Origin of the sequence: Actinoplanes ianthinogenes, from assembly GCF_018324205.1 — a bacterium.
In the GTDB taxonomy this organism is placed as follows: domain Bacteria; phylum Actinomycetota; class Actinomycetes; order Mycobacteriales; family Micromonosporaceae; genus Actinoplanes; species Actinoplanes ianthinogenes.
This window is the reverse complement of sequence record NZ_AP023356.1, coordinates 4,932,302-4,945,585: the sequence shown is the minus strand read 5'-3', so window position 1 is coordinate 4,945,585 and position 13,284 is coordinate 4,932,302. Positions and strand designations below refer to the sequence as shown.

The window sequence follows — 13,284 nt, the reverse complement described above, 5'->3', positions numbered from 1 at the left end:
CGACCATGCCGCTATGACCGCTCCATCGCCCGGCGTGCCCACCTGGGTGGACCTGGCCACGTCCGACCTCGACGACTCGATCCGGTTCTACACGAGCCTGTTCGGCTGGACCCCACAGGTGTCCGGCGCCGAGTTCGGCGGTTACACGACGTTCCTGCTCAACGGGTTGCCGGTGGCCGGGGCGGGACCGCTGTTCGGCGAGGGGCAGCCGACGACCTGGAGCACGTACCTGGCGACCGACGACGCCGACCTCACCGCCGCGCGCGTCGAGGCCGCCGCCGGAAAGGTGCTGGTGGCGCCGTTCGACGTGGCGGACCAGGGGCGGATGGCGGCGTTCCTGGACCCGTCCGGCGCGCCGTTCAGCGTCTGGGAGGCCGGGATGATGCGCGGCGCCGAGGCGTTCGACGTGCCCGGGGCGCTGACCTGGAACGAGTTGAACACCCGGGACGTGGACGGCGCGCGGAACTTCTACGGCGCGGTCTTCGGGTGGACGTTCCGGGAGACGCAGGTGGGCGGTTTGCCGTACCTGCTCTGCGAGACCATGCGCCAGCCGGTCGCCGGCCTCCAGCCGATGATCGGCGAGGGCTGGCCGCCCGACATCTCGCCGTACTGGCTGGTCTACTTCGCGGTCGGCGACTGTGACGTGGCCGCGGAGCACGCGTTCGCCCTGGGCGGCCGGGTGATCACCGCGCCGACGACCATCTCGATCGGCCGCTATGCGGTGCTGACCGATCCGCAGGGCGCCACGTTCGCCGTGCTCGCGGGCCGCCGCTGAAACCCTCTTTTCGGTACGCGTTGAGCACACGAAAAAGGCCGCCCGTGACGGGCGGCCTCGATCAGCGCAGCAGGTCCGGGACCCGCTCGAACAGCTGCGTGGTGTAGGTGATCATCTCGTGCAGCATCCAGTTGCCGGCGAACAGCAGCACCGCACCGATCGCGATCGCCTTCGGCACGAACGACAGCGTCGCCTCCTGGATCTGCGTCACCGACTGGAACAGCGAGATCGCGAACCCGACCGCCAGCGCGGTCAGCAGCACCGGCGCGGACAGCTTCGCCGCGATCGTCATCGCCTGCAACCCCAGCTCAACCACCATCGTGTCGGTCATGCCCCTCAGTTCGGGCGATCCCGCGAACCCTGGAGTGCAGACCGGTCACCGCCCGGTTGCCATTCGGTTCACCCGCACAGGAAACCTCAAGCAGCCCTTTCCCCTGCCGCGCGGCTCAGGGCCGGACCGCCACCACCAGCGGACCGTGATCACCGGGGATGACCCGGACCTTCACCCGGTAGTGCTCGGCGAGGTTGGCCTCGGTGAGCACCTCGGCGGGGGTGCCGGCGGCGGCCACCCGGCCGGCGGAGAGCAGGACCATGCGGTCGGCGTACTCGCCCGCGGTGGAGAGGTCGTGCATGGTCGCCAGGACGGTGAGCGAGCGCCCGGCGCGCAGCCGGTCGACCAGTTCCAGGACCTCCTGCTGGTGGCCGATGTCCAAGGCGCTGGTCGGCTCGTCGAGCAGCAGGATCTCGGCGCCCTGGGCCAGCGCGCGGGCCAGGAACACCCGCTGGCGTTCGCCGCCGGAGAGGGTGTCCAGGCGGCGGGCCGCGAACGGGATCAGGTCGAGCGCCGCCAGCTCCTCGTCGACCACGGCCAGGTCGGCGGCAGACTCGCGGCCGAGCGGCGGGATGTACGGGGTCCGACCCAGGAGGACGTAGTCGAAAACGGTCATAGCGGGTGGTACCACGGGACTCTGGACGACCACGGCGATGGTCTTGGCGCGGTCCCGGCGGTGCAGGCGGTCGACCGCGCGGCCGTGCAGGTGGACGGTGCCCTGGAAGGGGAGCAGGCCGGCCACGGCGCGCAGGGCGGTGGACTTGCCGGCGCCGTTCGGGCCGATCACGGTTACCCACTCGCCGACGGCGACTTCGAGGTCCACGTGGTCGACGATGAGGGCGTCGTCCAGGCGTACCGTCAGGTCGTTGACCATGATCGCCGGGGCGGTCATGTCGTGATCCCGCGGCTGGTGCGCATGACCACGATGAAGAAGGGCGCGCCGAGGAACGCGGTGACCACCCCGATCGGGATCTCCGCGGCCCCGCCGGCGACCCGGGCCAGCAGGTCGGTGAGGGTCAGGAAGGCCGCGCCGAACAGCAGCGACAGCGGCAGCAGCGAGCGGTAGCTCGGGCCGGTGAGCAGGCGCACCGTGTGCGGGACGATGATGCCGACGAAGCCGATCAGGCCGGAGACCGAGACCGCCGCGGCGGTGCCCAGCGACGCCGCGATGATCAGCAGGTAGCGGCTGCGCTGCGGGTGCAGGCCGAGGCTGGACGCCTCCTCGTCGCCGACGGTGAGCACGTCGAGCTCGCGGCGCTGAGTGAGGACGATGGCCGCGGTCAGCACGGTGTAGGGCAGGACCACCAGGACGTCGTGCCAGCCCGCGGTGGCCAGCCGGCCGAGCAGCCAGGAGTACACCTCGCGCAGCGACTCGACGTGCCGCTGCAACAGGTAGGTCTGCATCGCGGCGAGGAACGCGGAGACCGCGACCCCGGCCAGGATCAGCGTGCTGGGTGATCGGTCCCGGCCACCGGTGGCGCCGAGGATCCAGGTCATGGCGACCGCGATCAGGCCGCCGAGAAAGGCCGCCACCGGTACGCCGAGCGGCAGCCCGCCCGTCGCGCCGGCGGCCGGGCGCAGCACGATCACCGCGGTCACCCCGAGCCCGGCCCCGGCGGCGACGCCGAGCAGGTGCGGATCGGCCAGCGGATTGCGGAACGCGCCCTGGTAGGCGGCGCCGGCCAGGGACAGCATCGCGCCGACCAGGAGACCGAGCACCACCCGGGGCAGCCGCAGCTCGGTGAGGATGGCGACCTCCCGCTCGGTGAGGCCGCTGTGCAGATCCACCCCGGGGATCAGGTTGAGCAACTCGACCGCGACCGCGCCGGGCGGCAGCGAGACCGAGCCGAAGGCGAGGCCGGCGACGACCGCGACCAGCACGGCCAGCACACCGGCCGCCAGCCAGGCCGGGCGGAGCCCGGCCGGTCTCATGACGCCGGAACCTTGCTCACCGCGTCGGCCACGGCCTTCACAAGATCCACGGTACGGGGACCCCAGCGCGAGGCGATGTCGTCGTCCAGCGGATAGATCTGCTTCTTCCGCACCGCCGTGATCGACGACCAGCCGCTGCGCGCCCCGACCGTGTCGGCGGACTGCTGGCAGCACTGGGTGTCGGCCAGGAAGATGGTGTCCGGGTTCGCCTTGACCAGCGCCTCCGCGGAGAGCTGCGGATAACCGCCCTTGCTGCCGTCGGCGTCCGCCGGGTCGGCCACGTTGGTCATCGCGAACAGGTCGAACACCCCGCCGATGAAGGTCTTCGAGGTGGCGGAGTACAGCTCCGGGCCGAGCTCGTAGTAGTAGCTGAGCGGCTTGGTGCGCGCCGGGACCGCCTTGACCACCTGGTCGATCTCGGCCTTCATCTGCTCGTTGAGCTTGGTGGCCTCGCTGCTGTGCCCGGTCAGCGTGCCGAACTCGGCGATCTCCCGGTAGGTGTCGTCCAGGGTCTGCGCGGCCGGCGACAGGAACACCGGGATCTTGAGTTTGCCGAGCTGGGCGACGATCTGGTCGGCGTCGCCGGAGAGCACCACCAGGTCCGGATCCTTGGCGGCGATCGCCTCGGCGTTCGGCTTGAAGCCGGAGAGGTCGGTCTTGGGCGCGTCGGCCGGGTAGTCGGACTGGTCGTCGACCGCGGTGACCTGGGGACCGGCGCCGATGGCGAAGAGCATCTCGGTGGCGGTGGGGCTCAGCGAGACGATCTTCTCGGGCCGCTTGTCCAGGGTCAGCGAGCCGACCGTGGCCGGGAAGCTGGCGGCCGCGCTCGCCTGTCCGGGCTCCGGCGACTTGTCGGTGCTGTCCTTGCTGCCGCAGCCGGTGAGCAGCAGTGCGGCCGCCGTGGTGGCGGCGAGAAGCGCGCGCTTCATCGAGGTCCTCCTGTCGGTCGGGTGTGGTGCATCGCCGACAGGGCCCGGGGCCGCCGCCTGCGAGACGCCCCTCCCCGGGAGCGTGGGTTCGCGACCGCTCCCAGGCGACCTGGCTAGACCTCACATGGAGGGATCACAGTTGCGGGACAGCTCCGGTTTCACACCGGCTTCGCTGCGGCGCGGTCCCTGAAACGCTATCCCAGAGCGGCGCCGGCCGTCGCTCGACCTCAGGGTCTGTTCCGTCGGACACGTCCGCGGGCGCTTGCGGGCGTTACTTACCGGCCTCGCTCTTGTCCTCGCTCTTTTCGCCGCTGGCGTCGCCGGCCTTCGCATCCGCGGCGGTCTCCCCGGCGGTCTTTCCACCGGCGGTCTTCTCGTCGGCGGTCTTTCCACCGGCGTCGGCCGCGGCGACCCGGTCACCGGCCGCGGCGGCCTCGTCGTCTCCCGCCAGGGCGGAGCGCAGCCGCGCCTTCTCCGCGGAGCGGCGCTCGGCCGCCGAGCCGAGTTGCTCGGCCATCTGGTCGCGCCACTTGCGGAGCAGGAAGAACGCGAACCCGGCCGAGGCGACGAACGCGATCATCACCTTGACGAGGATGTTCAGCGGCAGCGGGAAGAGCGCGGCGAACACCACCACGAACAGGCCGAGGCGGCCCAGCGTGTACTTGACGGCGGGACTCATGATCTCTCTCCCTCAGCCGGACCGCTGACGGAGCCAGCGGAGGCCGTAGAACCAGACGAAGCAGTACACGACCGTAGCGGCCACGGCGCCGGCACCGCCGCTCACCAGGGGTGGAGTGTACGGCGCGACGACACCGGCGACCGTCATGCCCGCGGCGGCGCCGAACCCGATGCCGAGCGCCGCGGCCAGCACCCGGTCGGCGCCGAAGCCCTGCGCCCGGAACTGCTCGACGAACAGCCAGGTCGGCAGGATCAGGATCAGCCAGCCGTTGGTCTGGCCGAACTCGGCCACCCTGCTCAGCGCCAGGATGCCCTCCAGGACGAGCACCACCGCGATGCCGACGACCAGCCCGGCGAACGAGGCGCCGAGCAGATCACCGACCGTCTCCACCGGCCCCGCGGTGCGCCGCAGACCGCCTTTGCCGCGCTGCTGAGTCATCTCCGGAACCCTAGGCCCAGACCTTCTGCGGCTCACTGCGCCGCTCGGCCAGGCTGGTGGGCTTGTCATACTCCCGGACGACCTCGTAGCGCGTGTTGCGCTCGACCGGCTGGAAACCGGCGTCCCAGATCAGGTCCAGCAGGTCGTCGCGGTGCATCGTGTTCGGCGTGCCGTACGAGTCGGCGTCGTGGGTGATCTTGTATTCCACCACCGAGCCGTCCAGGTCGTCGGCCCCGAAGTTCAGCGAGAGCTGGGCGACCGACAGGCCGTGCATGACCCAGAAGCACTTGACGTGCGGCACGTTGTCGAACAGCAGGCGGGAGACGGCGAACGTCTTCAGCGACTCGGCCGGGGCGGCCATCGTGGTGCGCTCCTGGATCCGGTTACGGATCTTGCCGTCCGCCGAGTCGTGGAAGTCGTGCTGATAGCGCAGCGGGATGAAGACGGCGAAGCCACCGGTCTCGTCCTGCAACTCGCGCAGGCGCAGCACGTGGTCGACCCGGTGCCGGGGCTCCTCGATGTGCCCGTAGAGCATGGTGGCCGGAGTCCGCATGCCTTTCTCGTGGGCCAGCCGGTGGATCCGCGACCAGTCCTCCCAGTGGCAGGCGTGGTCGACGATGTGCTGCCGGACCTCCCAGTCGAAGATCTCGGCGCCGCCGCCGGTCAGCGACTCCAGCCCGGCGTCCATCAGCTCGTCGAGGATCTCACTGGCGGACAGGCCGCTGATCTTCTCGAACCACTGGACCTCGGTGGCGGTGAAGCACTTGAGCTTCACGTTGGGCAGCGCGGCTTTCAGCTCGCGCAGGACCTTGGGGTAATACCGCCAGGGCAGGGTGGGGTGCAGGCCGTTGACGATGTGCAGCTCGGTGAGCTGCTCGTCCTCCATCTCCTTGGCCTTGCGGACGGCCTCGTCGATGCGCATCGTGTAGGCGTCCTTCTCCCCCGGCTTGCGCTGGAAGGAGCAGTAGGCGCAGCTGGCGGAGCAGACATTCGTCAGGTTCAGATGCCGGTTGACGTTGAACATCACCCGGTCACCGTTCAGCTCGGTGCGCTTGTGGTGAGCGAGCCGGCCGAGCCAGGTCAGGTCGTCGCTCTCGTAGAGCGCGATGCCGTCCTCGCGGCTGAGCCGCTCACCGGCGTAGACCTTCGCCTCAAGGTCACGCTTCAGTCCGGCATCCATGTGCGCCCCTCTCCCGTCGTCGCCGTCGAGACTACGTCCCGGGTCTGACAGGCGGCACGCCGCCGGGCGGGCGGGAGGCCTGTCTCACGTACTGGGAAGTAACCGGAATAGACGATCATGAAACCGGCTCCACAGGCCGACGACCAGGGCAAACACTTACAGTCGCCAACAAGTAGAAAAATTCTCAGGGTCCTTTCATCTTCTTTCGATCGACAGCGGTGCGCCGCCTGCGGTATGAACCTTTAGGAACGACTAGCGACGGTCAGCCGGCCGCCGCGGACGGGGAGCTTCATGTCGAAGGCAATGCGGTACGGACGGGGTTATTCACGCTCCGTGCAGCGACTGCGCCCCGTGTCGTACTCGGCGGCAGTCGCCGCGGCTGTGGCTGCCCTGTTCCAGCCGATCCCGGCCATGGCCGCGCCCGGCGACGACCCGGCGCTCGCCGCCGGCATCCCGGACGCCGGCTCGCGTCCGACCGCGCTCGGTGCGCTGGTGCTCCCCGGCACCCCGGTCAGCCCGGTCACCACGCCCAGCGCCATCCCCGGTTCGGCGACCAACCCGGCCCTCCAGCAGATCGAGAAGGGCCGCTTCGAGGTCGACCAGCTCGGCGACCAGCTGCTCAAGCTGAAAGCCGACCGCGACCTCGCCCAGTCCCAGCTCGCCACCGCCAACCAGCAGGTCACCGACGCGCAGGCCAATCTCCAGGCCGCGCAGAGCAACGCGGTCGCCGCCGCCGGCCAGGCCATCCAGCAGGCCGCCGCGGTCCCGGACGGCGCGCTCGACTCCAGCCTCATCGGTCTCGACCAGCTCGCCCGGTTGCAGCGCGGCGAGACGCCGACCGACGACACGGCCGCCCGCCGCCTCGAGGCCGCGCAGGTCGCCGCCCAGATCGCGCTCGACGAGCAGACCACCACCACGACCAAGCACAACAACCTGGTCGCGCAGTACACGAAACTGAACACGCGGCTCACCCAGAAGCAGACCGCGCTGACCGCGCTGGAGAACAAGCACCGCGACGAGCTGAACGCGGCCGAGGCCGCCGCCAGCGTGACCGACCAGGCGCTCGGCTCGGAATACCTGGCCGGCTCCGGCGCCGGACGCGGTGCCGACCCGCGGGCGGTCCAGGCGCTCCAGTTCGCGCTCGCCCAGCGCGGCGACCCGTATGTCTGGTCCGAGGAGGGCCCGGATCAGTACGACTGCTCCGGCTTGATGTACGCGGCTTACCACTCGGTCGGCTTCCCGCTGGTCCGCGTCTCCCGCGACCAGTACTGGCAGACCCGGAACAAGGTCGTCGACCGCTATTCGCTGCTCCCCGGCGACCTGCTGTTCTTCAGCTACACCAACAGCTGGACGGGCATCCACCACGTCGCCATGTATGCCGGCGACGGCATGATGGTCGAGGCCCCGCGCACCGGGTTGAACGTGCGGCTCGTCCCGGTCCGGTGGAGCCGCCTGTTCCAGGCCACCCGGGTGTTCGGCTCGGTCGAGGGCGGCGTCGACGACCTGCCGCTCGGCACGCCCGACCCGGAGGAGCCGGGCACCGGCGCGACGACCAGCAGGACGCCGTCGCCGTCGGCCTCCAAGACCACCAAGCCGGGCGGCTCCACGAGCCCGAGCGGCAGCAAGTCGCCGACGCCGTCCAAGAGCACCAAGCCGCCGGCTACGACGCCGACGCCGGGCGGCTCGGCGACGAGCCCGTCGACGGGCGGATCCGCGTCGTCCAGCGCCGGATCGTCGAGTTCCGCCTCGGCGGGTTCGCCCAGCAGCACCGGCACCGGCGAGACCAGCACCGGCACGCCCGCCGAGACGACGACGAGCGCGGCTGCCACCTCCACCTCGTCCGCGAACGCGACGGAGAACGCGTCGAAGACGGCGACCGCGACGGAGACCGCCTCGAAGACGGCGAAGGCGACGACGGCCGCAGCGTCGGCTTCGGCGTCCAGCTCGGCCGGCGACTGACCGGAGAAATCGGCCGGGACAGGCTTTTTCGTAACCGTCGCTAAGTCCGGATATCACGTAATAAGGCATCCGGAAAACCATCCGAACCGGTCATCGGCTCGCTAGCTCCTTCGTCGTAGGGTTGGTCGGGTCGATGCCGGGTGCGTTCACACCGACTGATGTGGCACGGTTAAGGTCAGCGACCGACGTCCAAAAACCGTCGGCAGCGGCGGTCGGGAGGACCCATGGACGAGCAGCAGGCGACCAGGGACGGCGCGAGCTCCACGCCGCCGCCCGCCGGGCCGCCCGCGGACGACGCCGAGGGTTTCGCACCACCCCCACCACCCGCGCCTGGCGCCTTGTGGGCCACCTCCGGTCCGAGAGTGTCCGCGTCCGCCCCGGTCTCCGCCGCCCCTGCTCCTGACCCTTCTCCGGCCAAACCGGTCTCCGCCTCGGCCCCGGTCTCCTCGGCGCCGGTCTCCGCATCGGCCCCGGTTTCCGCGGCACCCGCGTCCGGCTCCGCCGCCGTGCCTAGCCGCCCGGTGAGCGCTCCGGTCTCCGCGGCCCCGGCCGCCGGCTCCGCCGCAGTGCCGAGCAAGCCGGCCACCGCCTCAGCTCCGGTCTCGGCGGCTCCCGCGAGCGGATCGGCCGCCGTGCCCAGCAAGCCGGTGATCGGCTCAGCCCCCGTCTCCGCAGCTCCGGCAAACGGATCCGCCGCCAACCCCGGGATCCGCTCAGCCCCCGTCTCGGCGGCCCCCGCGAGCGGATCAGCTGCCGCGCCCAGCAAGCCCGTTACCGGCTCAGCCCCGGTCTCCGCAGCTCCGGCGAGCGGAACCGCCGCCAAGCCCGTGACCGGCTCGGCCCCGGTCTCCGCAGTCCCGGCGAGCGGGTCCCCCGCCAAGCCCGCGAGCGGATCAGCCCCCGTCTCGGCCGCTCCCGCGAGCGGATCAGCTGCCGCGCCCAGCAAGCCCGTCACCGGCTCAGCCCCGGCCTCCGCAGCCCCGGCGAGCGGAACCGCCGCCAAGCCCGTGACCGGCTCGGCCCCGGTCTCCGCAGTCCCGGCGAGCGGGTCCGCTGCCGTGCCGGAAGTCGGCGGCCCGAAAACCGTTGAGCCGGAAGCTCCCGTCTCGAGCCCGCCATCGGCGGGCTCCGCCGTGGTGGCCAGCGCTAAGGCCTTCGGATCGGCCCAGGTCTCCGCACCGCCCGCGATCGGCTCGGCGAAGCCAGTCTCCGCGGCACCCGCCACCGAAACGGCTGAGCCGATCTCGGCGACACCCACTGCCAACACAGCCAAGCCGATCTCCGCGGCGCCCGCGGTCGGCTCGGCGAAGCCGGTCTCCGCGGCACCCGCCGCCGGATCGGCGAAGCCGGCCTCTGCGGTCGGCTCGGCGAAGCCGGTCTCCGCGGCACCCGCCGCCGGATCGGCGAAACCAGCCTCTGCGGTCGGCTCGGCGAAGCCGGTCTCTGCGGCGCCCGCGGTCGGCTCGGCGAAAGCGGTCTCTGCGAGCCCGAACGGATCCGCGGGGAAGCCGACCGTCTACGGCTCCCCCGAGCCGGAGCCCAGCGAGCCGTCCCCGAAACCCGCCGACCCGAAACCGGTCGAGCCCGGCGATCCGAAACCGGCCGATCCGGAGCCCTCGGAGCCGAGCCCGGACGAGCCGAAGCCCGACAAGCCGGAGCCCGACAAGCCGCAGCCCGATGAGCCGAAGCCGGATGAGCCGGAGCCCAGCGAGCCGCGGCCGGTCCCGGTCCCGCCGAAACCGGGCGAGCCGAAACCCGGCAAGCCCGAGCCGACCCGCCCGGAGCCCGCCGAACCCGAGCCGATCAAGCCCGAGCCGATCAAGCCGCCGCCGCCCGGTCCGATTCCCGGCCCGCAGCCCGGTCCGTTCCCCACGCCGGCGCCTCAGCCCGGCCCGGCCCCCACGCCCCCCGGCCCCGCGCCGGACCCGTACCCGCCGAGCCCCATTCCCCCGGGCCCCGGCCCTTCGCCGGTGCCACCGCTGCCGGCCCCGACCCCGGTGCCGCCCGGCCCCGGACCGTCTCCGGTGCCGCCCGGCCCGGGTCCCAGCCCGGTGCCCGGTCCGCCCGGCCCGAGTCCGGTGCCCGTGCCGCCACCCGGCCCGAGCCCGGTGTTCCCGCCGCCCCCGGTGATCGGGAACGGCCTGCCCTCGTACACGATGCCGCCGGAGGGCGGCGGCCCGACGGGAGTCCTTCCGCCCATGTCCTACGGCACCCCCGGTTTCCCACCGGCCTCGGGAAACAGCGACATGACCATGCCGATCACCAGCGCCGCCGCCAACAACGCCGACCTGACGATGCCGGTCATCCCCGCGTCGCAGAACGGCGACATGACCATGCCGATCTCCCTGGGCAACAGCGACATGACCATGCCGGTGAACCTGGCCACGCCGAACATCGACGCGACCATGCCGGTGAACGTGGTGTCGACGCCGCCCGGCGCCGTGCCGGGACAGCGTGCACAGGGCGGCCAGCTGTACAGCACCGGCGGCTATCCCGCGGTCGACATGACCATGCCGGTCAGCGACCCTTCGGAGAACTCCGGCTCGCTCACCGGGCACATCCTGGCCCAGGGCTGGTACGACGCGCCGGTCGAGCAGCGCCGTGGGAACTTCAAGGTGGTCCTGGCCATGCTGGTCGTGCTCGGTCTGCTGGTCACGGTGAGTCTGGTCTTCCTGTTCACCGTCGGTGACAGCTTCAGCGACATGGTCAAGGGCATCGCCAACTGACCTCCGCAAACGCCGACATCCGCCGACTGTCACCGAAGCCGGCGTTCGTTCAGCCACCCCCTGGTCGTTGCTGCCCGGGGGCGCCTGCCCTAAGCTGGCGAGGTTGTGCTCCGAGGTGAGCCTGCCCACTACCCGACGGGAATGCGGTCGGGAGGGTGAGCGTTCACCCGTACACTTATGGCAGTTACTGACGCGGCGTGCCCACCCGGTGCACGCCACGGGCGTTCTTGCGGGCATTTCAGCGGGCGGGTTCCACACCACCGCGGCGGGCCATTCGCGAGCATGCGCCCCCGTAGAGAGGTTCTCTTGACCACTTTCGCTGACCCCAGCACGTTCCCGTCCGTTTTCGACAGCAACAACACCCCCGAGACCAGCAGCACCACCCCCGAGGCCGGCGCCACCCCCGAGGCCGGCACCACCTCGGAGACCGTCGAGACCACCGCGACGGTCGAGATCATCGAGGCCGAGCCCGCCGCCGTCGAGCAGCAGCCGGTCACCACCTTCGCCGACCTGGGCCTGCCGGCCGAGATCGTGCGCGTCCTCACCCGTGAGGGCATCACCACCCCGTTCGAGATCCAGGCCGCGACCGTGCCGGACGCGCTGGCCGGCCGCGACGTGCTGGGCCGTGGTCAGACCGGCTCCGGCAAGACGCTGGCGTTCGGTCTGCCGGTGCTGGCCCGCACCGCGCAGGGTGGCAAGGCTCGCCCGCACCACCCGAAGGCCCTGATCCTGGTCCCGACCCGCGAGCTGGCCATGCAGGTCGCCGACTCGCTGATGCCGGTCGGCCGCGCCGTCGGCGTCTTCCTGAAGACCGCGGTCGGCGGGGTTCCCTACGACCGCCAGATGGACGCCCTGCGCCGCGGCGTCGAGGTGATCGTCGCCACTCCGGGCCGGCTCGCCGACCTGATCGAGCGGGGCGCCTGCAAGCTCGACGACGTCGAGATCACCGTGCTCGACGAGGCCGACCAGATGGCCGACATGGGCTTCCTGCCCGAGGTCACCGAGCTGCTGGCCAAGACCCCGGAGAACGCGCAGCGGCTGCTCTTCTCGGCCACTCTGGACGGTGACGTCGACGCGCTGGTGCAGCGGTTCATGCACGACCCGGTGACCCACTCCACCGCGCCGGCCGAGGCCAGCGTGTCCACGATGGACCACCACCTGCTGCTGATCCCGCCGGCCGAGAAGTTCCCGATCACCTCGTGGATCGCGAACCGGTCCGGCAAGACCATCGTCTTCGCCCGCACCCAGATGGGCGTCGACCGGCTGGTCGAGCAGCTCGCCGCGGTCGGTGTCCGGGCCGGCGCGCTGCACGGCGGCAAGACCCAGCGGGTTCGCACCCGCACACTGGCCGAGTTCAAGGAAGGCCGGACCAACGTCCTGGTCGCCACGGACGTGGCCGCCCGGGGCATCCACGTCGACGGGGTCTCCCTGGTCGTGCACGTGGACCCGCCGAAGGACCCGAAGGACTACCTGCACCGGGCCGGTCGCACGGCGCGGGCCGGCGAGTCCGGCGCGGTCGTCACCCTGGTTCTGCCCAAGCAGCGCCGGTCCACCCAGGCCATGATGGCCAAGGCGGGCGTCGCTCCGGCCGAGGTCCGGGTCCGGCTCGGCGACGAGAAGCTGGCCCAGGTCACCGGCGCGCAGGAGCCGAGCGGCATCCCGGTGGTGGAGGAGCCGGAGCCGCGCCGGGAGCGGTCCGGTGGCGGGCGTCGCTTCGGCGGCGACCGCGGCGACCGTCCGCGCTACGGTGACCGCCCCCAGCGGTCGTACGGCGACCGCCCCCAGCGCTCCTACGGTGACCGCGACCAGCGGCCGTACGGTGACCGCGACCGCAACGAGCGGTTCGGTGACCGGCCGGAGCGTGGCGGCTACCGCGGTGACCGTCCGGCGGGCGACCGGTCCGAGCGCGGTGGCTACCGCGGTGACCGCCCGGCAGGCGACCGGTCCGAGCGCGGTGGCTACGGCGACCGGCCGGCCGGCGACCGGTCGGAGCGCGGTGGCTACGGCGACCGGAACAACACCGAGCGCTCCGGCGAGCGGGGCAGCTTCGGCGACCGTGGTGGCTACGGCGACCGCGGTGGCTACGGCGAGCGCTCCGGCGACCGGCGGTTCGGGGACCGGCCGCGGCCCGAGCGGACCTTCGGCGACCGGCCGGCCCGCACCGGTGACCGTCCCTCGGGGCAGCGCCGCGACGGGCAGCGGACCGACCGCCGCGAGGGCCCGGGACGGTTCACCACGAACCGGCCGGCTCGCAGCCACTGATCAACTGAACAGCACGGAAGCCCCGGTTCGCCACGGCGAGCCGGGGCTTCCGGTTTTCCACACCGTTATCCAC

General features: G+C 71.8%; 12 protein-coding genes and 1 riboswitch. Of the genes, 4 read left to right on the top strand and 8 right to left on the bottom strand.

Annotated elements, in window-relative coordinates:
• Positions 1 to 13: 13 nt before the first annotated feature.
• Positions 14 to 775: a VOC family protein gene (locus Aiant_RS22285; protein WP_189334482.1), complete on the top strand. Its 762-nt coding sequence runs from the start codon at positions 14 to 16 to the stop codon at positions 773 to 775.
• Positions 776 to 836: 61 nt separating this feature from the next.
• Here the strand turns inward: Aiant_RS22285 and fliQ are convergent, their stop codons facing one another.
• The 7 genes from fliQ to mqnE all read right to left on the bottom strand — a co-directional run bounded on the left by fliQ (position 837) and on the right by mqnE (position 6,264).
• A complete protein-coding gene (gene fliQ, locus Aiant_RS22280) occupies positions 837 to 1,106 on the bottom strand; it encodes a flagellar biosynthesis protein FliQ (protein ID WP_212847125.1) in 270 nt (89 codons plus the stop codon).
• 115 nt (positions 1,107 to 1,221) lie between these two features.
• On the bottom strand, positions 1,222 to 1,998 hold the full coding sequence (locus Aiant_RS22275; protein WP_189336815.1) for an ABC transporter ATP-binding protein: 777 nt from the start codon (positions 1,996 to 1,998) through the stop codon (positions 1,222 to 1,224).
• Positions 1,995 to 3,038: a FecCD family ABC transporter permease gene (locus Aiant_RS22270; RefSeq protein ID WP_189336816.1), complete on the bottom strand. Its 1,044-nt coding sequence runs from the start codon at positions 3,036 to 3,038 to the stop codon at positions 1,995 to 1,997. The genes Aiant_RS22275 and Aiant_RS22270 overlap by 4 nt, the downstream gene beginning before the upstream one ends.
• Complete coding sequence (locus Aiant_RS22265) at positions 3,035 to 3,967, bottom strand: ABC transporter substrate-binding protein (protein WP_189336817.1); 933 nt, start codon at positions 3,965 to 3,967, stop codon at positions 3,035 to 3,037. The genes Aiant_RS22270 and Aiant_RS22265 overlap by 4 nt, the downstream gene beginning before the upstream one ends.
• Before the next feature lie 85 nt (positions 3,968 to 4,052).
• Positions 4,053 to 4,185: riboswitch (cobalamin riboswitch) on the bottom strand.
• A 53-nt stretch (positions 4,186 to 4,238) separates the two neighbouring features.
• A complete protein-coding gene (locus tag Aiant_RS22260; protein ID WP_189336818.1) occupies positions 4,239 to 4,646 on the bottom strand; it encodes a DUF4229 domain-containing protein in 408 nt (135 codons plus the stop codon).
• A 12-nt stretch (positions 4,647 to 4,658) separates the two neighbouring features.
• Complete coding sequence (locus tag Aiant_RS22255; RefSeq protein ID WP_189336819.1) at positions 4,659 to 5,084, bottom strand: hypothetical protein; 426 nt, start codon at positions 5,082 to 5,084, stop codon at positions 4,659 to 4,661.
• 10 nt (positions 5,085 to 5,094) lie between these two features.
• Complete coding sequence (gene mqnE / locus Aiant_RS22250; protein WP_189336820.1) at positions 5,095 to 6,264, bottom strand: aminofutalosine synthase MqnE; 1,170 nt, start codon at positions 6,262 to 6,264, stop codon at positions 5,095 to 5,097.
• A 333-nt stretch (positions 6,265 to 6,597) separates the two neighbouring features.
• Between mqnE and Aiant_RS22245 the strand changes: the two genes are divergently transcribed.
• The gene (locus Aiant_RS22245; RefSeq protein WP_229831480.1) at positions 6,598 to 8,223 is read left to right on the top strand and encodes a C40 family peptidase; all 1,626 of its coding nucleotides are present in this window, start codon (positions 6,598 to 6,600) and stop codon (positions 8,221 to 8,223) included.
• Positions 8,224 to 8,398: 175 nt separating this feature from the next.
• Here the strand turns inward: Aiant_RS22245 and Aiant_RS22240 are convergent, their stop codons facing one another.
• Complete coding sequence (locus Aiant_RS22240) at positions 8,399 to 9,496, bottom strand: hypothetical protein (protein ID WP_189336822.1); 1,098 nt, start codon at positions 9,494 to 9,496, stop codon at positions 8,399 to 8,401.
• Positions 9,497 to 10,469: 973 nt separating this feature from the next.
• Between Aiant_RS22240 and Aiant_RS22235 the strand changes: the two genes are divergently transcribed.
• Positions 10,470 to 10,949, top strand: coding sequence for a hypothetical protein (locus tag Aiant_RS22235; protein ID WP_189336823.1), 480 nt, complete (start codon positions 10,470 to 10,472; stop codon positions 10,947 to 10,949).
• 306 nt (positions 10,950 to 11,255) lie between these two features.
• Positions 11,256 to 13,211, top strand: a complete 1,956-nt coding sequence (locus tag Aiant_RS22230) for a DEAD/DEAH box helicase (RefSeq protein ID WP_229831482.1) — start codon at positions 11,256 to 11,258, stop codon at positions 13,209 to 13,211.
• Positions 13,212 to 13,284 lie beyond the last annotated feature (73 nt).